This is a genomic window from Aquamicrobium segne, from assembly GCF_042656785.1.
Lineage (GTDB): Bacteria > Pseudomonadota > Alphaproteobacteria > Rhizobiales > Rhizobiaceae > Mesorhizobium > Mesorhizobium segne.
Map to the genome: position 1 here is coordinate 13583 of NZ_JBHSLL010000013.1, position 22113 is coordinate 35695.

Here is a 22113-nt window from a genome sequence, read left to right on the forward strand (position 1 = left end):
CTCTCCCCTTAAAGAACAATATCTGTCCAGAGCTCGGATTCTGCCGGCTCAGGATCATTTTGCGCAAACTCGGTCGCATCAGCGACAATATCGCGGACTTGCCTGTCGATGATTTTCAACTCGTCCTCATCGGCCCATTTCTTTTCCAGAAGACGCGCCTTGACCTGCTCGATCGGGTCATGCTCGGAGCGCATTTTCTGCACTTCTTCCTTCGACCGGTATTTGGCCGGATCAGACATGGAGTGACCACGATAACGATAGGTGTTCATTTCCAGAATGATCGGCCCATTGCCGCTACGGCACCATTCCAGCGCCATGTCGGATACGGATTTGACCGCCCGCACATCCATCCCGTCCACCTTGACGCCCGGAATCTTGAAAGACGCACCACGCTGGGAAAAATCCGTCTCGGCCGATGAGCGGGTCACCGAAGTTCCCATGGCATAGCGGTTGTTTTCAATAATAAAGACCACCGGCAGCTTCCATAGGGCCGCCATGTTGAAGCTTTCATAAACCTGCCCCTGATTGGAGGCGCCATCGCCGAAAAAAGTCAGCGAAACATTGCTGTTTTCACGATAGCGGTTGGCAAAGGCCAGGCCGGTGCCCAGCGGCACCTGCGCGCCAACAATGCCATGGCCGCCATAAAACCTCTTTTCCTTGGAGAACATGTGCATGGAGCCGCCCTTGCCCTTGGAATAGCCACCCTGCCGACCGGTCAGCTCGGCCATCACGCCGCGCGGTGACATGTCCATGGCCAGCATATGCCCATGATCACGATAGGCGGTGATCATCTGATCACCATCCTGCATCGCCATTCTTATGCCGGTAACAACCGCTTCCTGCCCGATATAAAGATGGCAGAAACCGCCAATGAAGCCCATGCCATAGAGCTGACCTGCTTTTTCTTCAAAGCGCCGGATCAGCAGCATCTGCCGATAGGCCGCAAGCTCCTGCTCCTTGTCAAATTCTGCTGGCTTGGGCGCGACCAAATTGGATGACTTTGCATCACCCTTCGATCTGGCAGGCGCTTTTCTGGCTGTGGTGGCCATGCACTTCTCCCTGTAAACGTCTTTTGACGTGAACGTCTCTTGTCGGACTTGCGGGAGACACCCTCCCCCCGCCATTTAAAGCATAATCTCGAAAAATTGCAGGTTTTTTCAAAACAAGATCATGCCTGTTAAATCACAGCCCGGAGCGGCCCGATCATTCCAGAATGATCAGCGCGCCCTTGAGCTTCAGGGAAAACTATCATGCCTGTTTTCATTACGCCATGCAGAAAATGCATGGCTGATATGCAGCTAAGTTTTTATTTTTATTGAAAATTATAATGATTAACTTGATTTCAGTTAATCGTAATTATCAGCGTATCATGATGATCACTTCATCAGGCGAAGACATATTCAGAGCCTTTCGCGCCAGTTCATCCAGCATGTCTTTTTCCAAAGACCCGTCATGCAGCAAGCGCACCCGCCGCTCAAGCTCCTGACGCTGAGCCTGCAATTGATCAAGCTGCGCCTGCAAAAAGCCTGCCTGCTCCTTCATCCGCTCATGCGAATTGATGCCATACTGGCCATGATAGGCATGGAAGCTGAAATAAGCGACAAAAGCCGCACACAGGGCCGGAACAATCAGCCGACCTGTTTTTCTCTGCTTATATTGACGTGTCCACATGGCGTGACCGGATTTCCTTTTCTCCTTACTTGTCGCCGATTGTGCTTAATGGACAGTTACACTCACACGGTTCTTGATCATGAAAAAGGGCGGGTTACCCCGCCCTTTTCATGCAATTCTTGTCCTTGATCCGCACCATTATCCCTTGAGGATGGAGCGGCCGGCATAGCGGGCCTGCCGGCCAAGCGCTTCCTCAATACGGATAAGCTGGTTGTATTTGGCGGTGCGGTCAGAGCGCGCCAGCGAACCGGTCTTGATCTGTCCGCAATTGGTGGCGACCGCCAGATCGGAAATGGTGGAATCTTCCGTCTCACCCGAGCGGTGTGACATCACCGCCGTATAGGCTGCCTTATGCGCCGTCTCCACCGCATCCAGCGTTTCGGTCAAAGTGCCGATCTGATTGACCTTGATGAGGATCGAATTGGCAGCGCCCATGCGAATGCCATCACGAAGGCGGGCTGAGTTGGTCACAAACAGATCATCACCAACAAGCTGCACCTGCTTGCCGATCAGCTCAGTCAGATATTTCCAACCGTCCCAGTCATCTTCGGCCATACCGTCTTCAATCGAGATGATGGGGTAATCAGCCGCCAGCTTCGCCAGATATTTGGCCTGCGCCTTGGGATCACGGGTCTTGTTCTCGCCTTCATAGACGTAATTGCCATCCTTGAAGAATTCGCTTGCTGCACAATCCAGCCCCAGCGCCATGTCATCACCCGGCTTGAAACCGGCTTTTTCAATGGCGGCCACAACGAAATCAAGGGCAGCTTGCGCGCTTTTCAAATTGGGCGCAAACCCACCTTCATCACCGACATTGGTGTTATGGCCCGCATCCTTCAGGCTCGTCTTGAGCGTATGAAACACTTCCGCCCCCCAGCGCACCGCCTCGCGGATCGAGGAGGCGCCGACCGGCATGATCATGAATTCCTGAAAATCAATCGGGTTATCGGCATGGGCGCCGCCATTGATGATGTTCATCATCGGCACCGGCAGGACATGCGCCTGCGCGCCACCCACATAACGATAGAGCGGCAGGCCGGAGGCTTCGGCAGCAGCCTTGGCGACAGCCAGCGAAACCCCTAAAATGGCATTAGCCCCCAGACGGCTCTTGTTTGGCGTGCCATCCAGTTCAATCATGGTCTGGTCTATATGGATCTGGTCTTGCGCCTCAAGACCGCCAATGGCTTCAAAAATCTCGCCATTAACAGCCTCAACGGCTTTTTCTACACCCTTGCCAAGATAACGCGGCCCGCCATCGCGCAGTTCCACCGCCTCATGCGCCCCGGTCGAAGCCCCTGACGGCACGGCAGCGCGGCCCATCGAGCCATCTTCGAGAACCACATCAACCTCGACGGTCGGATTGCCCCGGCTGTCGAGTATCTCCCGGCCTACAACATCAACAATAGCGGTCATTTGAAATCCTCGTTCCGGTTATAGACAAAATGAGCCTCGTCATAGCCAATGCGCGCCCCAAAAGGCAATCGCTTTACCGGGACAATCTCCAGAACAAAAGTGTCAAATCTTGGCAATGGCATCAAAGGCCATAAGCTTTTCAAGCAGCCTTGGCATATCTTTCAGCGGCACCATATTGGGTCCGTCGGAAGGCGCATTATCCGGGTCCTGATGGGTTTCAATAAACACACCGGCCACACCGACCGCCACAGCCGCACGCGCCAGCGTTTCGACAAAGCGGCGCTCGCCCCCGGAGGAGCCGCCCTGCCCGCCCGGCTGCTGCACGGAATGGGTGGCGTCAAAAATAACCGGCGTGCCAAGTTCCGCCATGATCGGCAAGGAACGCATATCCGATACCAGCATATTGTAACCAAAGGATGCACCACGCTCGGTCACCAACACATTGGAATTGCCCGATTCCACAAGTTTGGCGACCACATTCTTCATGTCCCAGGGCGCCAGAAACTGGCCTTTCTTGACATTCACCACCTTGCCAGTGCGGGCCGCTGCAATCAGCAAATCAGTCTGGCGCGAAAGAAAGGCGGGAATTTGCAGAATATCCACATGCGGCGCGACAATGGCGCATTGTTCTTGCGTGTGAATATCGGTCAGCAGCGGCAGCGAAAACTCCTTGCGAATATCATCAAAAATCGGCAGCGCAGCTTCCAGTCCGGCTCCGCGCTGACCACCAAGCGAGGTGCGGTTGGCCTTGTCAAAGCTGGTTTTGTAAACAAGGCCGATGCCGAGCTTTTCGGTCATTTCCTTCAACGCACCCGCCATATCGAAAGCATGCTGGCGTGTTTCCAACTGACAAGGACCGGCAATCAGAACCAGCGGCGCATTATTGGCAAAAGTTACAGCACCGGCTTTTACAGCAGCAGCAGGCTTAGTCATGACTGTTCCTCAAAGATGAAAGCCGCCCCTTGTCCGGGCGCTGGCGCAATGATGATGCGTTGATCGCGTATTTCGTGATTGATACCGGCTGATACAAGATGGCGGCGCGCAGCTTGCCTATCGGCAACAGCCATGACTATGGCCGCAAAGCCAAAATTGTTGTCCTCATGACAGGCAAGGCCGAATTTTTCAGCATAACGGGCCGGAGTCATCACCACGATCTGCGCATTGGGCAAATTGAGCCGGTGATCTGATTCACATGTCGCTTCTGCTGCTGCAATGCCCAAAAAATGCATCATTTTTGCAGGCTCGGATGCAATTGCGATGATTTGCGTGATTGCAACAACCCCATTGGCGTGAGTTTCAAGTGCTGCGCGATCAATATTCAGTGCGTTCGCCTTTTCACAGGCAAAGACGAAATTTTCACGCATCTGCGGCAGGGCAGCAAAGGCCAGACGGAATGAAACCGTATCGCTTTGGCCGGAAGCATCGACAAACGGCCTTGAAAAATCCAGCCGGTCCCCAGCGGAAATATCAGCCCCGACATAGCGACGATGATCCTCATCGGCATCGAGATTGGTAAAAACCACGGCCGAAAAGCCTTCGGGTCCAAATTTTTCACGGTAGAGACGGTCACGCGCCACAAAGACATTTCCGGCAATCACTGCAGCATCGGCTGCATCCTGATCGGTAACGGCAAGCGGTTCGACAAATGTGCCGTCAGGAAAATAGACGCAGCAATTTTCTGTCCCGAACGGATGCTTGCCACGCGCAGAAACTGTAAAGCCAAGCAGAGAAAGCCGGGCACGAGCCACCTCAAGACTGGCTGTAGGCAAAACGAGATGGTCAAGCGGGTGCGTCATGATAGGCGGTCATGCCTCATTTGACCTCACCATTCAAGAGAATGCCGGATCAACCCCACAAATTGCTGAAAACATTCAGACCGAGCGCACCTGCTCCAGAACTTCCTGATAGAGGTCCAGATCAACATAAAAGACACGTGTAATCTCTGTGAGCATGTCATCTTCATGGCAGCCCCGAGACTTCAAAATCCTGATTGCCATCAAAATATCATCAGGCTCTGTGAGCCGCCTTTTTTGATGATCTTCCAGACAACGCTCCATCACTCCTCCTCGCCAATTGCCCGGATCATGAACAGGTTGAACGTGGAACAGATATTTCTTCTAATGGTACACTATTTCTACATATACACGCAATGGTTGTAATTTCTTTTCTAAAGCATTTCCTGATCCACCTTAAGCCTTTGTTTATACACATGTCTTTATCTCAAAACCGGCTCTTAAGTTTGCATGACAGGCGCTATCGCCCTCATGGCAAGAAGCCGGTATAATTCAAAATCTGTCGCCAGTCTGAAAAGCAATTTTGAGATTGAGAGCGTATGGAAAAGGATGTTTTTTTGGGGAGAAACCAAGCACTGCCAATTGAAAACAAGGCCCACAAAAGGGGCGTCAAAACCGTTCTGCCGCTCATCGTCAGCTTCTTCATGGCCTGCACACTGGTTGGGTCAGCACATGCCGGCACACGCCTGCCTGATGGTCTTTATCATTGTGAGGTCTATCTTCTGGGGCTGTTTCTCAACCTTGGCGCCATCACCATCAAGGGCAATGTCTATACGCCACCAAGCTATTTCCCGGTGGCGCAGCAGGGCTATAATTATCAGCTTGAAAGCAATGGCGAGATTGCCTGGCTGGGGCCATTGGGCGGTTTTACCTCCGGCGGCAACAGCATTTCATTGACGCAAGTCACATCACGCGACCCGGAAAACGCCTCTTTCGACATCATCATGCGCCATGCACAAGCTTCCTTCACGGCAGCGACCTGCACCAAAAAATAAAGCTGCCTCCCGAAAGCAGTTTCGGGAGACAGCTTTAAACAGAACTTGCGCGGTTCAGGCTTCCAGAACTTCCTTGACCACGGTTGCCAATTGCTTGAGCGAAAACGGCTTGGGCAGAAAACCAAACTGTGCATCTTCAGGCAGATTTTTGGCAAATGCATCCTCGGCATAGCCGGAGACAAACACAAACTTGATGTCAGGCTGGCGCTTGCGCAATTCGCCCAGCAAGGTTGGCCCATCCATTTCAGGCATGACGACATCGGAGACGACAATATCCACCTTGCCATCAAGCTCAGCAAACAATTCCAGCGCCTCGACACCCGATGATGCCTCATGCACCGTATAGCCGCGCGAGGTCAGCGCACGCACGCCGCCCATGCGCACCGCATCTTCATCTTCGACAAGCAGAACTGTTGCCGAACCTGAAAGGTCTTTGACAGTATCGACGACCTTGACCGGCGCAGCAATTTTTTGGCTATCTGCATCTCCAGTCAGAATTTTCTGCTCTGTATCTGCTGCGGGTTGCGCCACAATTTCGGGCATATAGCGCGGCAGGAAGATGCGAAAAACCGTACCCTTGCCCACTTCCGAATCGCAGAAGATAAAGCCGCCGGTTTGCTTGATGATGCCGTAAACCATGGAAAGACCAAGGCCCGTGCCTTTGCCCACATCCTTGGTCGTGAAGAAAGGTTCAAAAATCTTTTTCAATATATCGGGGGGAATGCCGCTGCCATTGTCCTCGATCTCGACCAGCACATAGTCACTTGCTTCCAGTTCACGATACTGGAAGGCCTTGGCCTCGTCTTCGGTCACATTACGGGTGCGCACTGTTAACGCGCCGCCTTCGGGCATGGCATCACGCGCATTAACGGCAAGATTGACGATCACCTGCTCAAGCTGGCCAATATCGACCTTGACCGGCCACAGGTCGCGGCCATGATCAATTTGCAGCTTGATATCATTGCCAATCAGGCGCGCCAGCAACATGCGCAAGTCAGCCAGAACATCCGTCAGGGTCAGCACTTCGGGGCGCAGCGTCTGCTTGCGCGAGAAGGCCAGCAATTGGCGCACCAGCGAGGCGGCGCGGTTGGCGTTCTGCTTGATATTCATGATGTCGGGGAAGGACGAATCGGATGGGCGATGATTTGTCAGCAACAGGTCCGACGCCATGATTATGGCTGTCAAAACATTGTTGAAATCATGGGCAATGCCGCCAGCCAACTGGCCCACCGCCTGCATCTTCTGGCTTTGCGCCATCTGCGCTTCCAGCGCCTTTTGCTCGGTCGTATCAACGGCGTAAACGATGGCTGCCTCTTCTGCCCCGTCGCCATCGGCAACCGCATTGACGTAAAAGCGAATATGGCGCTCCTCATTGCCTGGCAGCATGGTATCGATCGGCGCAATATCGGCTTGCCGCTGACGCGCTTTTTCCAGCGCAGCCGCAAAGGCCGGCCGGTCACGCTCGCAAATGACGGTGTCCAGCCTGACGCGCCGGTCCAGCGCATCACGATCCACCTCAGAGCCGAACAGGGACAGAAATGGCGCATTGGTGCGCAAGATCCTGCCTTCCTTATCAACACCGGCAATCGCCATGGGCGTGGAATTGAAGAAGCGTGTGAAACGGACTTCCGAAGCGCGCAAATCAGCAGAAGCGTCCTCGCCTTCATTCAGGTTCAAAACGATGGTGCGGGCAGGCCCCACATGGCCATCCTTTGTCGCGGTTACCCGATGCAAGAACCGCACCGGCAGCGCCTCACCCTTCATCGTGGTAAGGTCAAAATTGATGACGGCATTGCGCACTTTTCCAGGTTCGGGGCGGACCGAATTGACCAGCGCCATGCCATCTCCCGCCACGAAATCAGACAAGGACACCGATCCGGGCGTAAAACTTGCCAGATCAATGCCCAGCCATCCGGCCAGCGTGGCATTTATATAGGTAACCCGGCCTTCCTGATCGGTGGAAAAGAAACCGGCAGGTGCATTGTCAAGGTGATCAATGGCCTTTTGCAGATCGAGGAAAAAGCGTTCCTGCTCTTCACGTTCGCGTGAAATATCGGCCAGTTTCCACGCATTCAGCGGCTGGCGCTGCCCCGGCATACGAAATGAACGGGCCTGCACCCGATACCAGTGAGCGCCGGGATCTGCGGCCGAACCAGACCCGGGACGAATGGCCTGCCCCAGGCGAAACTCGCCATCACCTTGCTGGCCATCGCGCAGACCGGATACCAGCCTGTGAATCACAGGCGAAGCCTCAGGCATATCCGACAACAGCCCCTCAACCGTGCGCACATCAGCAGCAGAGGTTGCGCCCGTCATGTCAGCATAGGCCCGGTTGGCATAGATGATGCGGTTTTTCACATCTGTAACAACAAGGCCCTGCGCCATGGAATCGACAAAAGCCTTGGAAAGCTCGTCTCCGGTCGAGCGCGGGGCGATCTGGACAAAGCCCATGGCTGTGGCGAACAAGAACCCGACGCCGATCATCGCCAGAACGCCCAGCATTCCAAGCAGGAACGGATCGCCGAAACGTTCCCGAAACAGCCCAAACAGCACGGCCGAGATGATGAGAACAAGAATGAAAATGATCAGGCGCGCGACCGTCCCCGGTCGCATATTCTGATCTACCATCGGCACCGGATAGAAATCGCCGCGCACTTCCTTGGCCATTTGCCCCCTGCTTAACGACTTCTGTCTCAAAGCCTGCTGCGATCTTTCAGATTCGCAATTGAGGCTTCAGATCATTTCATGTTTCCATAAAAAAAGAGACGAAATACTCTAAGCTCTTGTTTTATCTTCATTTGTACGACGTCAGATGATTCCATCCGACAGCAAAATGCTCTCATACCCTGTTTTTACGCATATCTTCACCTCAAAAGTGATTTTTACTTTTAGAGCATTTCTTGTTTTTATGGAAACGGATGAAATGCTCTAATCTCTTGTTTTAGCCGCATTTCTGCGACGCCAGACGATTCCGTCTGTACTCACAAAATGCTCTAAAAGACATGCGGCAATCGGTTCAAGCTGGTTATCCGCTCCTCTCCTTGCCCCGAAAAGCCGCAAGGAGCAACTCTGGAGCATTTTAATCGCGCCTTTTGATGGCCGTTTCTCCATCTGATGGCGCAGAAACCAAAAAGGTTGCTTGTCGCGAGGCAAGGCCACGTTCTACTGTCTTTTTCTTTTTACGGCTATATTCGGGGATACCGATGTCTGAATTTATTGATAGCGCCTATGGGTCCGTGATTTTGTGGATCATTGCAGCGCTGGTTCTGCTCATCCTGCTGCTGATCGTCGTCAAGATGATTCGTCGCATGAATTTCGGCACATTCATCTCGGGCGGTCGCAATCGCAAGACACGTCTGGCTGTGATGGACGCAACAGCTATCGACAGCCACCGACGTCTGGTTCTGGTGCGCCGCGACGATGTAGAGCATCTTATCTTGATTGGCGGCCCCACCGATCTGGTGGTCGAGCGCGAAATCCGGTTGGCCGGAGCCAAGCGCACAGAACCGGTGATGACACAAGCACCAGCCCCTGCCCCGCAACCCCGGCCAGTCCAGCCACCGTCACAGCCGCGTATATCGCCGGTTGCGCCTCAGCGCCCTGCGCGCGTTGCTGCTCCCCAGCCCCAGACGCAAGCCCAGTCCCAGCCTTTGCCGCCACAGCCTGCTGCAAAACCTGTTGAACAGGCGCAGCCCACACCACCATCGGCAAATATACCTGCACCCGACCAGCGAATGCAGGTGTCAGAAGCAGCACTCGATGCCTCGCTGGCCAATGAACTGGCGCTCTCGCTTGGTGACCCGGCGCCCAATGTGGCCGCTTCGGCACCGACACCGGATGATGAAATGTCGAGGCTGCTTGGCGAATTATCCAACACCAGGCGATAGGTTAAAATATTTTATAATAAAAAGGCCGCGTCCTTTCAGGCGCGGCCTTTTTTACTGTTTCCGGAAAAACCCAGAGCATAGCTTTTAGTCGTCGCGATAGACTTTTTCACGACGCTCATGGCGTTCCTGCGCTTCGATCGACAAGGTCGCGATCGGTCGTGCATCAAGCCTCTTAAGGGAAATAGGATCCCCCGTTTCTTCACAATAGCCGTAAGTGCCTTCATCGATTCGCTGCAATGCCGAATCAATCTTTGAAATCAGCTTGCGCTGGCGATCACGCGCCCTCAATTCGATAGAACGGTCAGTCTCGGAAGAGGCACGATCCGCAAGATCGGGAAGATTGGCGTTTTCCTGCTGAAGGATTTCAAGCGTTTCGCGCGCTTCGCGCAATATGTCATTTTTCCAGACAACAAGTTTGTTGCGGAAATAAGACTTCTGCCGCTCACTCATGAACGGTTCGTCATCAGAAGGCACATATTCGGCAGTAAGGTTTTGTTTCATTCGACTCACCCAACAGCCCCCAAGGATTGGCGCCTATATATTCACCGAAAGAGCGCCGCACAAGCCTGTAGTCACCTATTCACACAAAGCTGTGACAAGGGTTTTGTTGATAAGTCCAACCTTTTGCAGCACCGCCATCGGCCATAATTTCATGGAAGCCCTTCATCTGTTTGTTTGGAAACATGAAAAATCTTGATCTGGTTCAAAAAGTCAGTTTGTCGACCGGCCTTGAGAAACCGTTAACCATTCTTGCCCATGGTCCATATGAGATTTTCTCAAATAATGTGTAGCCGGGTGTTTTGATGAAAAGCGTAATCGTGTCTTCCACGCTGCCATTGATGATGGCTGTCACGGCAATGGCCAGCCTTCCCGGCTCAGCCTTTGCCGGGGAAAGCGACAAGCAGTTTTTTCAGACTGTTGAAGGCAAATGGACGGGTCCGGGCGAAATCGTTGCCGGCAAATACAAGGGCACCCGTTTTACCTGCTCCTTTCAAGGTTCATCGCCTGAATTGAAAACCGGCATGACGCTTGACGGCTCCTGCCGTGTTGGGGTTTTCACCCAGAAAATGACGGCAATTGTCGAGCATAAGGGGCGCAGCGGCTATAAGGGGTCCTTCATGGGCGGCGCGTCCGGGGAAGGGCTTGATATTGTGGCTGGCAATGTCGACCCGCGCAAAGTCGTCTTTGCCATTAACCGCAAACAGCTCGACGGCGTGATGCAGGCGCGCATTCCCGATGATGATTCGATGATTGTGACCGTTTCCGTCAAGGTCGATAAACAGGTCGTGCCGGTTATCGGCATGAATTTGAAGCGCGTCGGTGAAAAGCCCGTGGGCAAACTTGCCCGCAACTAAAGCCTGTCTCTCGAGACTTGAGAACCAGTTTCGAGATAAAGACATGCGTAAAAATAAAGATTTAAAGCGGGTCGCGTGAATCTGAAAGAAAAGCGACACGCTTTAAAACCTTTGTGCTTGCATCAGATGACACCATCTGATGCAAGCACAAAGGCGGTTAAAAGCTGTCTTGTCAGCCAGCGCTATCGCCCGTTTCCCTATCGAGAACCATATAATTGAGCGGCAATTCTGTCGTGCTCTTGATCTGCTCCATGGCAAAGGCAGAGGACACGTCATGAATCTCGATTCGGGCGATCAGGCGCTTGTAAAAGGCGTCATAGGCGGCAATATCAGGCACCACGACCCGCAAAAGATAATCGACATCGCCGCTCATGCGATAAAATTCGACCACTTCCGGAAATTCCTGAATCACTTCTGAAAACCTCAGCAACCATTCATGGTTGTGTGATTTGGTGCGGATAGAGACAAACACATTGACGCGCACATTCACTTTTGCCGGGTCAATCAGCGCCACGCGCCGTTTGATAACGCCCTCTTCCTCCAGCTTTTGAATGCGCCGCCAGCAGGGTGTGGTGGACAGGCCCACCCTTTTGGCAATATCGGCCACAGCCAGTGTCGCATCTTCCTGCAAAAGGCGCAGAATTTTTCGGTCGAGGCGGTCCATCAGCAGTCCCTTTAAAACCCGTCTCCCGAACTGGAACCAGTTTCGGGATCAAGACATGCGCAAAACAAAGACCTGAAGCGGGCCAGGCTCCTCTGAAATGAAGAGCGGCTCGCTTTAGAAATCCTGTCCGGTTCTCGGCCAGAATCCTGAATTAAACAAGAAATAAATTCCGCCTTACATGCCAATTAAGAGTGAATTATTCTCATACATCACCCGATCCGTTGACGAATTTCTTCCTGCAGAAAAGGCAAAAACTCTTTCTCAAACCATGGATTACGCTTCAGCCAGGCCAAATTGCGCCAGGAAGGATGCGGCATCGGCAGCACCTTGACCCGGCCTTGCGCTTGCCAGATTGCCCGCCAGTCCTTCACCGTTTCTGTCAATGATGGCTGACGCAACGGTCCCATATGCCATTTCTGGGCATAAAGGCCGACGGCCAGGATCAGGTCGACCTGCGGCATCAATGCCATCAATTCATGCCGCCATGCCGGTGCACATTCCCGGCGCGGCGGCAGATCGCTGCCTTTGGCATCCTGCCCCGGAAAGCAGAATCCCATTGGCAGGATGGCGAATTTATCCGAATCGTAAAATTCTGCGCAACCAACCCCCAGCCAGATGCGCAAGCGATCCCCCGAGGCATCGGTAAAGGGCACGCCGCTCAAGTGAACTTTTGTGCCCGGAGCCTGACCGGCAATCAAAATGCGCGCTGTTGACGACGGGGTCAAAACCGGGCGCGGTTCATGCGGCAATGGTTTGCCGATCGGATTTTCCACGCAAAGGCGACAGGCCCTTGCCTTCCGGGTCAACAGCGCCAAAGCCTCATCTGGTCCGGTTTTTGCTCGCCTCATCGGCTTTGCCGGTCGCGCCATTGGCGTGGCCGCTCAAATTCACCAGCCCACATGCCACGCCTGCCTTTACGGGCAGCCTTTTCTTCATCCTCAAAATCACCATAGGCAACCGCCCAGCCTTCAGCCACCAGCAGGCGGTTAAGATCTGCGCCCCCGGCCTCGCAACTGGCCAGAAAGCGCCCATATTGATCATTTTTGGCGCCGCGACAGGTCACGGTCTTGTTTTGGGTCAATTGCAACAGGAATGCGCGGGATTGTTTTCCGCATGGATATTGGCGTCCATTGCGGGTGCAATTTTGCCGATATTCAGGCGCATCAATGCCAAGCAAACGGATGCGCTGGCCATCAAGCTCGATGGAATCGCCGTCAACGATCCGGGCCGTGCCTTGCGATATGCGTATATTTTCCCGATCAAGCCATGAAACAGCAACAGCCAGCACAGCAAAGAGTGCAAAGGCCATGCCATAATCCAGAAACCGCCTTGTCGGGCTGCGCTTTGCCGACCTGTGCCGGACCGGCTTGCGGCGTGGCCGGAGACGATGGACACGCATAGTCATATGGCAAACAAAGTCTTAAACATTCAGCCCTATTATCGCTTGTTCATGCTGCTGCATAGATTGAAGCTTTTCATGCTGTTGAACCACTCAACTTCAGCGGACAAGAACATTGTGGACCGCCGCCAACCGCATCGCAACAGCGATGTAGCCCGTGCTGTGCGCAAAGCCCGCGATCATCTGGCGCAGCAGGCAGGCAATCCCGATTTCGACCGTGAAATGCTGAAATTGCATGCACACGCCATGGTCGATGGTGCCTTTTATCTTCCGGGTCTCATCCTTCTGGCAAGTTTTGGGGCAATGGCTCTTGGCGCAGGCCATCAGATGCTGGCATGGGGCGGTCTGGCCCTGCTGTTCAACCTGACAGTTCTGGTGCAGGCCCGACATGTCAACAAGACTGACCCCGCCCTTATCAATCCGGCCCGGACAAAACGGCATTTTTTGATTGCCCACACGCTTTCAGGCTTTGGCTGGGTTGTTTTTCCCATACTGGATTGCCCATCTTGTGCTGCGGGTCAGTTTCCCATCCTACAGGCTGTTATATTGCTTGTGGCCATGGCCATCACGGCACTCATAACCTCTTCTCTCAAAGGGGCCTTGCTGGCCACCTTTATCCTGCCCATAGCTGCAATTGCCTATGCTTTCGGCTGGCCGATGCCTGTCAGCCAGATGATGATGCTTGGACTTTTGATCATCGCCCTGCCCTTCCTGTCTTATATTGCCCATCACCTGCAGCGCTCAAATCTCATGCTGCTTTTCTTCCGCTCGGAAAAGGATTCGCTCATCGTTGATCTGGAAACCGCCAAATCCATGTCTGATGAAGCCCGCTACCACGCCGAAGAGGCCAATATGGCCAAGTCACGGTTTCTTGCGACCATGAGCCATGAATTGCGCACGCCGCTCAACGCCATTCTCGGTTTTTCCGAAGTCATGGCCAAAGAGGTTTTAGGACCGGTGGGCAACACAACCTATAAGGATTATGCCAGCGACATCCACCAGTCCGGTCAGCATCTGCTTAATCTCATCAATGAAATTCTTGACCTGTCGCGCATCGAGGCCGGACGCTATCAGCTTCAGGAAGAGCCGGTCGATCTGGCCCGGGTGGCCAGCGACTGCTGCCATATGGTGGAACTGCGGGCGCACAATAAAAACATCCAGATCATTCAGGATTATGAGCAGGCATTGCCGTATCTGTTTGCCGATGAGCGCGCCATTCGCCAGATTTTGCTGAACCTTCTCTCAAATGCCATCAAGTTTACACCTTCTGGTGGAGAAATTCGCATTCGTGTTGGCTGGACGGCTGGTGGCGGGCAATATATTTCGGTGAAGGATAATGGCCCCGGCATTGCACCCGACGAACTTTCCGTCGTCCTGTCGGCCTTTGGTCAGGGCGCGATCGCCATCAAGAGCGCTGAACAGGGAACCGGTCTGGGGCTGCCCATCATACAGGGGCTGATCGCCCTGCATGGCGGCACATTTGAACTGCATTCCCAATTGCGCGAAGGGGCAGAAGCAATCGCCATCTTCCCGCCGGCGCGCGTCATGGAAGAGCAGGCCGCCTTTCCAACTGCGCTTGCCGCCAATTCCAGATGGTAGATTCCAACTTTATTATTACGTTGTTACGCTACTGCCATGCCTGAGGCCATCTGCGTTGCGGCTTTGACCAATCCGGCGCAAAGGGCCGCCCCCACAGCCTGCCCATGGCCAATCCCCAGATCAAGCACCGGCTTCATACCTAAAAACGCCAGTGCCCGCTCATGCCCCGGCTCCGGTGACAGGCTGGCTACAAGGCAATGGTCAAGCGCGCCGGGTTTGACCTTGTGCAGAACGGCTGCGGCAGCAATGGCCGCAAAACCATCGATCAAAACCGGAATACGCTCCATGCGCGCGGCCAGAATTGCCCCTGCAATGGCTGCAAATTCGCGACCGCCAACACGCGCCAGCGCCTCCAGCGGATCATCAAGATAAGGCCCGTGAAGCTCCAGCGCCTGATCGACAATCTGTATTTTACGCGCAATGCCTGCTTCATCGGCGCCACTTCCCGCACCAACCCAATCGCGCCCCTGCCCGCCAAACAATGCCGCCAGCAAAGTAGCGGCCACAGTTGTATTGCCAACCCCCATATCACCAAGGCAAAGCAGGTCTGCACCACCGGCAATGGCTTCCATGCCAAAGGCCATGGTGGCCGCACAGCCGCGCTCATCCAGTGCCGGTTCAGCAATAATGTCGCCCGTTGGCAAATCCAGCGCCAGATCAAACACTTTTAGGCCCAGATCATAGGTCAGACAGATCTGGTTGATGGCTGCACCACCGGCCGTGCATAATTCCACGGCCTCTTGTGTGGCTGTAACAGGACGCGGCGAAACCCCATGCGCCGCCACACCATGGGTTCCGGCAAAAATGGCCACCAGAGGGCGCATTACCTGCGGGCGCGGGCGCTCTGTCCAACTGGCAAACCACGCAGCCATATCTTCCATCTGCCCAAGCGGGCCTTGCGCCAGAGTTGCCCTGGAAAAAATCTTGCGAATATCTTTTTCAATTATCTCGTCAGGTTCGGGCAACCTGTCAAAAAGGGTGCGAAAATCATCAAATGGCAATGCGCTGACCATGGGAACCGGCTCCACCTTGCAAATCTGTCGTTCGCATAGCCCTCTCCCATCTTGCTGACAACTGCCACTGCCAAAACGACGCAATCCGTACAATGAAGCGACGCAAGCAGAAAGGCTTGCATCGACAGGCAGGGTGCACCATGTGGAAGAAATACGCTTCCCATTCAAAAGAGAATAGAAAGCAATCATGACGGCAATCGAATCGCCTTGCATCCTTGTCTGTTCAATAGATTTGAAAACCGGCTATTGCTTCGGCTGCGGTCGCACGCAAAACGAAATTTCAAATTGGGTTTCTTTCACCGGGCAACAGCGCAGCCAAATCATGGCAGAACTTTCCGCCCGGCTTGAAACGGTTGAGCGTAAGCCCCGGCGCGAAACATATCGCGCCCGCCTGGCACGCGAACGTGCGGAAACGTCCAAATGAGTCGTATGCTGTGGATCATATTGGCCATCATCGCCGGCGCCGCACTTATTTTGATGTTCAACACTCAATCGGGCACAACGCTTGGCTTTCTCAATGAGGATTTTGCCAATCTGATCTGGTTGGGCATACTGGCCACTGTCATTGGCGCAGGGCTGCTGGGCTCCGGCCACCGCGTAAGTGAAATGGCGCGCAGTCTTGGTCTGTGGGTTCTGATCGTGCTGGCGCTGGTGGCAGGCTACCAATACCGCTATGAAATACAGGATTTTGGCAGCCGCATCACCGCTGGCCTTATCCCCGGCAGCCCTTTGATGCTCGGACTTGAGGATGGTCGCGCCACCGTAGTGCTGGATAAAGGGCGCAATGGTCATTTCGCAGTGCGTATGGAAGTCAACGGCAAGCCAGTGCAGGCCATCATTGACACAGGCGCCACCACCACCGTGCTCAGTTCCGAAGCTGCGCGCGCTATCGGTTTTGATCCTCAATCCCTGCATTACACGGTGCAGGTTTCAACCGCCAACGGCACGGCAAATGCCGCAGCCATACGGGTCGATGACATCACTATTGGCAATATCACACGCCGCAATCTGCCTGTGCTTGTCGCCGCACCCGGCGCGCTTCAGCAAAGCCTGCTTGGCATGAATTTTATTGGCTCGCTATCGGGCTTTGATGTGCGCGGCGACCGCATGATTTTGCGCGATTGATTTTTTGCTTAAACTCAAAAGCCCAAAACAAAAGGAATCGAGATGGATATTTCAACCATAGATCCGCGCAGCGTCACAGATTTCTGGCGTGAGGCCGGACCTGAAGCATGGTTTGCCAAAAACGATGCTTTTGATCGTGAATTCCGCTCACGTTTTCTTGATCTGCACTATGCTGCGGCGCGCTGTGAACTGGGCCATTGGCTGGATGATGCAGAAGGCGCACTTGCCCTCATGATCCTGCTCGATCAGTTTCCGCGCAATTGCTTTCGCGGCACCGGCCATATGTTTGCCACCGATTCTCTGGCGCGCCATTACGCGACGCAAGCCATCAAGGCCGGGCATGACATGGCTGTCGATGAACAGATTCGCGTGTTCTTTTATCTGCCCTATGAGCATTCGGAAAATATGGACGACCAGAAGCGCTCGGTTGATCTGCACGAGGCCAATGCGGCCAGCTATTTGAAATATGCGGTGGATCATTACGACATTATCGAGCGTTTTGGCCGTTTTCCCCATCGCAACGGCCCGCTTGGGCGTAAAACGACAGAACAGGAACAGATGTTTCTCGATGGCGGCGGCTTTGCTGGCTGAATTTAGAACATTTCATCCGTTTCTGTGAAAACAAGAAATGCGCTAATTACGCCACCAGTTGCGGCCTGAATCCAGCCGCTCGACACCGGAAATATCCATCTTTGCCAATCTTTGACTAACCGGCTTGCCGCCTGTATCCAGATCAGGCGCAAGCTCGGCCAGCGGCGCCAGCACAAAGGCGCGCTCCAGCATCCGCGGGTGCGGGATTTCCAGTCCCGCTTCCTGAATGATGCAATCGTCAAACATCAAAATATCGATGTCGATCAGGCGCGGGCCCCAGCGCTCCTGACGCACACGTTTTAATTTGCGCTCTGTCTCAAGGCACAGTTTCAAGAATGGCAACGGCTGCAACACGGTTGAAAGCTCGGCCGCAGCATTTAAAAAATCAGGCTGATCCAGCCTGCCCCATGGCCGGGTGCGATAAAGCGACGAGACATTGACCACCTGCACAGACGCATGCGCATCAAGGGCGACAAGGGCGGCAGCCATGGATTGTTCCGGGTCGCCGAGATTGCCGCCAAGACTTAAAAAAACGCGCTTATTGAGGCCAGGCAACACTCACCTCGACATGATCGAGAACGCCGCGAACCGGTGCATTGGGCTTGCGCACTGTAATTTCTGAATGCCGGATTTGGGGAAAGCGCGCGGCAAGGGCTTTGGCAACCTCATAGGCCAGCGTCTCGATCAGAAAATGCCGACGACCGGTCACAATTTCCTCAATCACCTCAAAGGCGACGCCATAATCCACGGTCTCGTTCATCGAAACCGATTCCAGCATTGTGCCTGGCTCAACATGCAGCACCGCATCGACATAAAAACGCTGGCCGAGGCGCTCTTCCTCATCCAGCAGACCATGGCGTGCAAAAAAAGCACAGTTTTTCATGCGAATAATATACATATTCTAGTCTTCCAAATGAGCTGCCAAACCAGAGCGATGCGCGACAATAGCATCCGCAACAGCCAGAGCATCCACATTGATTGCGACATTGTGGACACGAAAAAGCGCGGCTCCCTTCAGGCGCAGGATAGCGCTGGTGGCTGCGGTTCCCGCATCTCGCTGCAGCGCGTCTTCACGGCCGGTGATTGCACCGATAAAGCGTTTACGCGATGTGCCCGCCAAGAGCGGAAAGCCCAGTGCGTGCAATTCTTCAAATCGCACCATCAATTCAATATTATCTGCCGGTGTTTCCTTGGCAAAACCAAACCCCGGGTCCAGCACGATCTGCCTGTCATCAATGCCAGCTTTACGGGCAATATCCAGCGAGTGGCGCAAAAACAAAAACTGGTCTTTTAGGGCATCGGCATGTTTTTTGCGGTCCCGGCCCGTATGCATGATGACCAGCCCGGCGCCAGCCTCTGCCGCCACCGCAGCAATGCCCGGCTCTTTCTGAAGCCCCCAGACATCATTGACGATATGCGCGCCTGCCTTCACCGCCAGCCGCGCCGTCTCTTCTCTGTAGGTATCGACAGAGACAAGCACGCTATCAAGCGCAGACAGCGCCTCAATGACCGGCACAATACGCCTTTGTTCTTCCAGCGCCGTGACGGGAGCAGCTTTGGGGCCGGTGGATTCGCCTCCCACATCGATGATTGCCGCACCTTGCGCGACCATTGTGCGGGCCTGTATCAGCGCCTTGTCAGGCGCAGCATAGCGCCCCCCATCCGAAAAGCTGTTGGGGGTCACGTTTAAAATGCCCATGACTACGGAGCTTTTTCCAAGTTCGATTTGGCGACCATGCGCCAGATGCCACTTTGCCATATATCTGCCGTTCAACCTGTGGCGAATGCGTGCTTTTTATTGCCTCGAATGCCGGGGTAACCCAAGGTGAAGCCAGAGACAACCACACCCGGATCGAATTTGATCGTGTTAAAGGCATAAATTTTGAAAACAGGCTTGCGCACCTCTTGCCTTAACGCAGCAAAGGGCTGAACAAGGCAGTCAGGCAAAGTTGAGTTTTTACGCCGCGCATAGTTTGGGTATCCAACCGGAGACGCATGATAATGGACCAGCCAACCAGCAGGCGGCTGCAAGAGGCCGCGCCTGGCTTTTCACTGAAAGACAGTGAAAAGAACGTCATTATCGGCGGTGTGCTTTTGTCCATGCTGTTGGCGGCGCTTGATCAAACCATCGTCGCACCAGCCATGCCAACCATGGCGGCAGCACTTGGCCATGCTGAATATCTGCCCTGGGTAGTGACCGCCTATCTGCTGACCGCCACGGCAGTCGCCCCGCTCTATGGAAAACTGTCGGATATTTATGGACGCCGACCCATTATTTTCTCGGCAATTCTTATCTTTCTGACCGGCTCCATCATTTGCGCACTGGCCCCGAACATGCTGATCCTGATCATCGGGCGTGCGATTCAGGGCCTTGGCGGCGGCGGGTTGTTTGCCTTGACGCAAACAGTCATTGGCGACCTCGTGCCACCGCTGGAGCGCGCCCGCTATGCGGCATGGATTTCCGGCACATGGGCTGTTGCCAGCATCGCCGGACCCTTGCTGGGGGGTGGATTTGCCGAGCATCTGCACTGGTCGCTCATTTTCTGGATCAACCTGCCGCTGGGCCTTATTGCCCTTGCTGTTATCAACAAGCCTTTGAAAAAACTCGCTGTCAGCGGAACCAGACACTATATCGATGGCTGGGGCGCAGTGTTGCTCATTATCGCCACGTCCTTGCTGCTGCTGGCCGTTAACTGGGGTGGCAACACCTATGCCTGGACCTCTTTGCACATCCTGGCATTGATGGCGGGATCAGGCATTTTCTGGTTCCTGTTTGGCTTCAGGCTTCAGCGAGCCAAAGAACCTCTGGTTTCACTGGAGGTGCTGGGCAATCGCATCGTGCTGGCCGGAACGGTAACAATGTTCCTGATACAGGCAAGCAGCATCGGGCTTGCAGTCTATCTTCCGGTTTACTTGCAGACCACGCTGGCGCTGTCACCAGGTGATGCGGGCCTGGCGATGTTCGGGCTTTTGCTGGGCACAACGCTGGGCGCCGGTATAAGCGGACGCCTTGTTCCGCGCGTCCAGAATTATAAACGCATTGCCCAGTTGGGGATTGCCGGTTCGGTCATAAGTCTTGGCATTCTTGCTTATATTGCCGACACTGCCGGTCTTCTGGCGGTTGAAGTCGCCACCACCATTGTCGGTATCGGCGTTGGTACAATCTTCCCGGTTACGACCGTTTCCGTGCAGAATGCGGTTGAAAGAAAAGACCTTGGCATTGCAACAGGCCTGCTGACATTCCTGCGCTCGCTGGGTGGTGCATTGGGTGTTGCCGCACTTGGCGCGCTGGCTTTGGGCCATGATATTCCGCTGGCTGGTGAAGGCATGACTGGTCAAGGCATGGCTACAGCGGGAATTTCAGGCTCGCATGGATCGTTTTCAATCATATTTCTGGCCTCAGGCATCATGCTGATTGCAGCCCTTGCCGTCTTTTTCTTCATGCCGCAAAATCCCTTGCGCGGCTATGAAGCAACCACGCCTGCAATCATGCCCGAATAGAGTTTTGCTGTCAGATGCAACCATCCGACAACTAAATGCTTTTTAAAAAAATCAGCCCTGACGTTCGGGGATGGACAGGACCAACCCGTCCAGCTCATCGCGAACCCTGATCTGGCAGGACAGGCGCGAATTCGGGCGCACATCATAGGCAAAGTCGAGCATGTCTTCTTCCATTGCCTCCGGCTCTCCGACAATGCCTGTCCATGCCTCGTCAACATAGACATGACATGTGGCGCAGGCGCAGGCTCCCCCGCATTCAGCCTCGATGCCCGGTATGGAATTGCGAATGGCATTTTCCATCACAGATGAGCCATTTTGAGCCTCGACATCAAAACGGGTGCCATCATGGGCAATAAAGGACAATTTGGTCATCACATCACCTAAAGCATTTTGTGAGTACGGATCGCACCATCTGACACAAGCACAAATGCTCCTACAACAAGGGGTTAAAGCGTAAAGAGAGTATCTGAGAAAAAAGCGGTACGCTTTACGAGACAGGCTTTTAAAAGCATCATTGCCGACATAATCACTCCACGCCCCAAGTCAACTGCGGCAGAAAATTCAGGAATGTATCGGCAGCCTGCTCCAATTGGTGCAGATGTCTTTTCACATCCGGTTCCTGCTCCACCGCATCCGCGCACTGCGCAAGCGCAAAGGCGCCAACCCCAAGTGCCGCCCCTTTCAACCCATGCGCCAATCTGGCTCGCTCCTGCGGCGAAGCAAGAACCATATGTTGGCAAACCGAACGCAGTTGCCCCGCCAGCAGGCCCAGTACCTCTTGCTGCAATTGCCGGTCACCCATCGTCTGCTGTTCCAGATGAGCACGATCTACGACACTCAAAGACAGTTTCCCACAGCTTTGAGCGCCATCTTCCAGATTGGCCATACCCCTGCCCTTATTGCGACCTCAATTCTATCTGTGCAAACCTGAACGGTCCCGTTTCAGAAGAGCGCAAGCAGCCAGCTTACGGGCAAGCCTGTGGATGGCGGGTTAAGGATTGCGACACGCATAATGTCAAAAAGGCTCCGATTCTGCGACTTTGGCATCACGTCGTCGTTAACCTTATATTTAAAGTTTTACGCATTTGCGCAAATGCATATTTTATT

Annotated in this window: 25 protein-coding genes; 8 read left to right on the forward strand and 17 right to left on the reverse strand. The window is 54.0% G+C overall.

Annotated elements, in window-relative coordinates; genetic code table 11:
- Nucleotides 1-8 precede the first annotated feature (8 nt).
- The 6 genes from pdhA to ACFPLB_RS05765 all read right to left on the reverse strand — a co-directional run bounded on the left by pdhA (nt 9) and on the right by ACFPLB_RS05765 (nt 5081).
- Nucleotides 9-1049, reverse strand: coding sequence for a pyruvate dehydrogenase (acetyl-transferring) E1 component subunit alpha (gene pdhA / locus ACFPLB_RS05740; RefSeq protein ID WP_378228409.1), 1041 nt, complete (start codon nt 1047-1049; stop codon nt 9-11).
- Between the two features lie 310 nt (nt 1050-1359).
- Nucleotides 1360-1671, reverse strand: a complete 312-nt coding sequence (locus tag ACFPLB_RS05745) for an FtsB family cell division protein (RefSeq protein ID WP_378228410.1) — start codon at nt 1669-1671, stop codon at nt 1360-1362.
- Nucleotides 1672-1809: 138 nt separating this feature from the next.
- The gene (gene eno, locus ACFPLB_RS05750) at nt 1810-3084 is read right to left on the reverse strand and encodes a phosphopyruvate hydratase (RefSeq protein ID WP_378228411.1); all 1275 of its coding nucleotides are present in this window, start codon (nt 3082-3084) and stop codon (nt 1810-1812) included.
- A gap of 102 nt (nt 3085-3186) precedes the next feature.
- Nucleotides 3187-4017, reverse strand: coding sequence for a 3-deoxy-8-phosphooctulonate synthase (gene kdsA, locus ACFPLB_RS05755; protein ID WP_378228412.1), 831 nt, complete (start codon nt 4015-4017; stop codon nt 3187-3189).
- The gene (locus ACFPLB_RS05760; protein ID WP_378228413.1) at nt 4014-4880 is read right to left on the reverse strand and encodes a VOC family protein; all 867 of its coding nucleotides are present in this window, start codon (nt 4878-4880) and stop codon (nt 4014-4016) included. Before ACFPLB_RS05760 ends, kdsA begins: the two co-directional genes overlap by 4 nt.
- 75 nt (nt 4881-4955) lie before the next feature.
- Nucleotides 4956-5081 carry a hypothetical protein gene (locus tag ACFPLB_RS05765; protein WP_378228414.1) on the reverse strand — a complete coding sequence of 42 codons (126 nt, stop codon included), beginning with the start codon at nt 5079-5081 and terminating at the stop codon, nt 4956-4958.
- A 353-nt stretch (nt 5082-5434) separates the two neighbouring features.
- On the opposite strand from ACFPLB_RS05765, the gene ACFPLB_RS05770 reads away from it, so the two are divergent.
- On the forward strand, nt 5435-5872 hold the full coding sequence (locus tag ACFPLB_RS05770; protein ID WP_378228415.1) for a hypothetical protein: 438 nt from the start codon (nt 5435-5437) through the stop codon (nt 5870-5872).
- A 54-nt stretch (nt 5873-5926) separates the two neighbouring features.
- Here ACFPLB_RS05770 and cckA read toward each other — a convergent pair whose 3' ends face one another.
- On the reverse strand, nt 5927-8539 hold the full coding sequence (gene cckA / locus ACFPLB_RS05775; RefSeq protein ID WP_378228416.1) for a cell cycle histidine kinase CckA: 2613 nt from the start codon (nt 8537-8539) through the stop codon (nt 5927-5929).
- 536 nt (nt 8540-9075) lie between these two features.
- On the opposite strand from cckA, the gene ACFPLB_RS05780 reads away from it, so the two are divergent.
- Nucleotides 9076-9759, forward strand: coding sequence for a hypothetical protein (locus ACFPLB_RS05780; RefSeq protein ID WP_378228417.1), 684 nt, complete (start codon nt 9076-9078; stop codon nt 9757-9759).
- 84 nt (nt 9760-9843) lie between these two features.
- On the opposite strand, the gene dksA is transcribed toward ACFPLB_RS05780, so the two are convergent.
- Nucleotides 9844-10260 (reverse strand): RNA polymerase-binding protein DksA, encoded by a 417-nt coding sequence (dksA, locus tag ACFPLB_RS05785; RefSeq protein ID WP_378228418.1) that lies wholly within the window; start codon nt 10258-10260, stop codon nt 9844-9846.
- A 302-nt stretch (nt 10261-10562) separates the two neighbouring features.
- Between dksA and ACFPLB_RS05790 the strand changes: the two genes are divergently transcribed.
- Nucleotides 10563-11114, forward strand: a complete 552-nt coding sequence (locus tag ACFPLB_RS05790) for a hypothetical protein (RefSeq protein WP_378228419.1) — start codon at nt 10563-10565, stop codon at nt 11112-11114.
- A 172-nt stretch (nt 11115-11286) separates the two neighbouring features.
- Here ACFPLB_RS05790 and ACFPLB_RS05795 read toward each other — a convergent pair whose 3' ends face one another.
- The 3 genes from ACFPLB_RS05795 to ACFPLB_RS05805 all read right to left on the reverse strand — a co-directional run bounded on the left by ACFPLB_RS05795 (nt 11287) and on the right by ACFPLB_RS05805 (nt 13087).
- A complete protein-coding gene (locus ACFPLB_RS05795; protein ID WP_378228420.1) occupies nt 11287-11778 on the reverse strand; it encodes an Lrp/AsnC family transcriptional regulator in 492 nt (163 codons plus the stop codon).
- Between the two features lie 209 nt (nt 11779-11987).
- Nucleotides 11988-12626 (reverse strand): uracil-DNA glycosylase family protein, encoded by a 639-nt coding sequence (locus ACFPLB_RS05800; protein WP_378228421.1) that lies wholly within the window; start codon nt 12624-12626, stop codon nt 11988-11990.
- Nucleotides 12623-13087, reverse strand: coding sequence for a thermonuclease family protein (locus tag ACFPLB_RS05805; RefSeq protein WP_378228422.1), 465 nt, complete (start codon nt 13085-13087; stop codon nt 12623-12625). Before ACFPLB_RS05805 ends, ACFPLB_RS05800 begins: the two co-directional genes overlap by 4 nt.
- Before the next feature lie 168 nt (nt 13088-13255).
- Here ACFPLB_RS05805 and ACFPLB_RS05810 point away from each other — a divergent pair, with 168 nt between their 5' ends.
- Nucleotides 13256-14776 (forward strand): sensor histidine kinase, encoded by a 1521-nt coding sequence (locus tag ACFPLB_RS05810; RefSeq protein WP_378228473.1) that lies wholly within the window; start codon nt 13256-13258, stop codon nt 14774-14776.
- 23 nt (nt 14777-14799) lie between these two features.
- On the opposite strand, the gene ACFPLB_RS05815 is transcribed toward ACFPLB_RS05810, so the two are convergent.
- Nucleotides 14800-15789 carry a nicotinate-nucleotide--dimethylbenzimidazole phosphoribosyltransferase gene (locus ACFPLB_RS05815; protein WP_378228423.1) on the reverse strand — a complete coding sequence of 330 codons (990 nt, stop codon included), beginning with the start codon at nt 15787-15789 and terminating at the stop codon, nt 14800-14802.
- Nucleotides 15790-15976: 187 nt separating this feature from the next.
- Here ACFPLB_RS05815 and ACFPLB_RS05820 point away from each other — a divergent pair, with 187 nt between their 5' ends.
- The 3 genes from ACFPLB_RS05820 to ACFPLB_RS05830 are packed head-to-tail and all read left to right on the forward strand — an operon-like array spanning nt 15977 to nt 17505.
- Complete coding sequence (locus ACFPLB_RS05820; RefSeq protein ID WP_378228424.1) at nt 15977-16213, forward strand: DUF1289 domain-containing protein; 237 nt, start codon at nt 15977-15979, stop codon at nt 16211-16213.
- Complete coding sequence (locus ACFPLB_RS05825; RefSeq protein WP_378228425.1) at nt 16210-16914, forward strand: TIGR02281 family clan AA aspartic protease; 705 nt, start codon at nt 16210-16212, stop codon at nt 16912-16914. Before ACFPLB_RS05820 ends, ACFPLB_RS05825 begins: the two co-directional genes overlap by 4 nt.
- Nucleotides 16915-16956: 42 nt before the next feature.
- Nucleotides 16957-17505, forward strand: coding sequence for a DUF924 family protein (locus ACFPLB_RS05830; RefSeq protein WP_378228426.1), 549 nt, complete (start codon nt 16957-16959; stop codon nt 17503-17505).
- Nucleotides 17506-17547: 42 nt separating this feature from the next.
- On the opposite strand, the gene folK is transcribed toward ACFPLB_RS05830, so the two are convergent.
- The 3 genes from folK to folP are packed head-to-tail and all read right to left on the reverse strand — an operon-like array spanning nt 17548 to nt 19264.
- Entirely contained in the window at nt 17548-18060 is a 513-nt protein-coding gene (gene folK / locus ACFPLB_RS05835; RefSeq protein ID WP_378228427.1) for a 2-amino-4-hydroxy-6-hydroxymethyldihydropteridine diphosphokinase, read from the reverse strand.
- Complete coding sequence (folB, locus tag ACFPLB_RS05840) at nt 18044-18403, reverse strand: dihydroneopterin aldolase (RefSeq protein WP_378228428.1); 360 nt, start codon at nt 18401-18403, stop codon at nt 18044-18046. The genes folK and folB overlap by 17 nt, the downstream gene beginning before the upstream one ends.
- A gap of 3 nt (nt 18404-18406) precedes the next feature.
- A complete protein-coding gene (gene folP, locus ACFPLB_RS05845) occupies nt 18407-19264 on the reverse strand; it encodes a dihydropteroate synthase (RefSeq protein ID WP_378228429.1) in 858 nt (285 codons plus the stop codon).
- A gap of 242 nt (nt 19265-19506) precedes the next feature.
- Between folP and ACFPLB_RS05850 the strand changes: the two genes are divergently transcribed.
- Complete coding sequence (locus tag ACFPLB_RS05850) at nt 19507-21006, forward strand: MDR family MFS transporter (RefSeq protein WP_378228430.1); 1500 nt, start codon at nt 19507-19509, stop codon at nt 21004-21006.
- A gap of 51 nt (nt 21007-21057) precedes the next feature.
- Here ACFPLB_RS05850 and ACFPLB_RS05855 read toward each other — a convergent pair whose 3' ends face one another.
- Entirely contained in the window at nt 21058-21378 is a 321-nt protein-coding gene (locus tag ACFPLB_RS05855; protein ID WP_378228432.1) for a 2Fe-2S iron-sulfur cluster-binding protein, read from the reverse strand.
- Nucleotides 21379-21532: 154 nt separating this feature from the next.
- Complete coding sequence (locus ACFPLB_RS05860; RefSeq protein WP_378228433.1) at nt 21533-21847, reverse strand: histidine kinase; 315 nt, start codon at nt 21845-21847, stop codon at nt 21533-21535.
- Between the last annotated feature and the right edge of the window lie 266 nt (nt 21848-22113).

Bases quoted from the DNA above. Each gene is read 5' to 3' on its own strand.
- ACFPLB_RS05765 (WP_378228414.1), bottom strand. From the start codon at position 5,081: ATGGCAATCAGGATTTTGAAGTCTCGGGGCTGCCATGAAGATGACATG.
- ACFPLB_RS05830 (WP_378228426.1), top strand. From the start codon at position 16,957: ATGGATATTTCAACCATAGATCCGCGCAGCGTCACAGATTTCTGGCGT.
- eno (WP_378228411.1), bottom strand. From the start codon at position 3,084: ATGACCGCTATTGTTGATGTTGTAGGCCGGGAGATACTCGACAGCCGG.
- ACFPLB_RS05855 (WP_378228432.1), bottom strand. From the start codon at position 21,378: ATGACCAAATTGTCCTTTATTGCCCATGATGGCACCCGTTTTGATGTC.
- ACFPLB_RS05780 (WP_378228417.1), top strand. From the start codon at position 9,076: ATGTCTGAATTTATTGATAGCGCCTATGGGTCCGTGATTTTGTGGATC.
- ACFPLB_RS05790 (WP_378228419.1), top strand. From the start codon at position 10,563: ATGAAAAGCGTAATCGTGTCTTCCACGCTGCCATTGATGATGGCTGTC.
- ACFPLB_RS05760 (WP_378228413.1), bottom strand. From the start codon at position 4,880: ATGACGCACCCGCTTGACCATCTCGTTTTGCCTACAGCCAGTCTTGAG.
- ACFPLB_RS05825 (WP_378228425.1), top strand. From the start codon at position 16,210: ATGAGTCGTATGCTGTGGATCATATTGGCCATCATCGCCGGCGCCGCA.
- folP (WP_378228429.1), bottom strand. From the start codon at position 19,264: ATGGCAAAGTGGCATCTGGCGCATGGTCGCCAAATCGAACTTGGAAAA.
- ACFPLB_RS05815 (WP_378228423.1), bottom strand. From the start codon at position 15,789: ATGGTCAGCGCATTGCCATTTGATGATTTTCGCACCCTTTTTGACAGG.
- ACFPLB_RS05805 (WP_378228422.1), bottom strand. From the start codon at position 13,087: ATGGCCTTTGCACTCTTTGCTGTGCTGGCTGTTGCTGTTTCATGGCTT.
- cckA (WP_378228416.1), bottom strand. From the start codon at position 8,539: ATGGCCAAGGAAGTGCGCGGCGATTTCTATCCGGTGCCGATGGTAGAT.
- ACFPLB_RS05795 (WP_378228420.1), bottom strand. From the start codon at position 11,778: ATGGACCGCCTCGACCGAAAAATTCTGCGCCTTTTGCAGGAAGATGCG.
- ACFPLB_RS05745 (WP_378228410.1), bottom strand. From the start codon at position 1,671: ATGTGGACACGTCAATATAAGCAGAGAAAAACAGGTCGGCTGATTGTT.
- ACFPLB_RS05810 (WP_378228473.1), top strand. From the start codon at position 13,256: ATGCTGTTGAACCACTCAACTTCAGCGGACAAGAACATTGTGGACCGC.
- ACFPLB_RS05820 (WP_378228424.1), top strand. From the start codon at position 15,977: ATGACGGCAATCGAATCGCCTTGCATCCTTGTCTGTTCAATAGATTTG.
- folB (WP_378228428.1), bottom strand. From the start codon at position 18,403: ATGTATATTATTCGCATGAAAAACTGTGCTTTTTTTGCACGCCATGGT.
- ACFPLB_RS05850 (WP_378228430.1), top strand. From the start codon at position 19,507: ATGGACCAGCCAACCAGCAGGCGGCTGCAAGAGGCCGCGCCTGGCTTT.
- dksA (WP_378228418.1), bottom strand. From the start codon at position 10,260: ATGAAACAAAACCTTACTGCCGAATATGTGCCTTCTGATGACGAACCG.
- pdhA (WP_378228409.1), bottom strand. From the start codon at position 1,049: ATGGCCACCACAGCCAGAAAAGCGCCTGCCAGATCGAAGGGTGATGCA.
- ACFPLB_RS05800 (WP_378228421.1), bottom strand. From the start codon at position 12,626: ATGAGGCGAGCAAAAACCGGACCAGATGAGGCTTTGGCGCTGTTGACC.
- kdsA (WP_378228412.1), bottom strand. From the start codon at position 4,017: ATGACTAAGCCTGCTGCTGCTGTAAAAGCCGGTGCTGTAACTTTTGCC.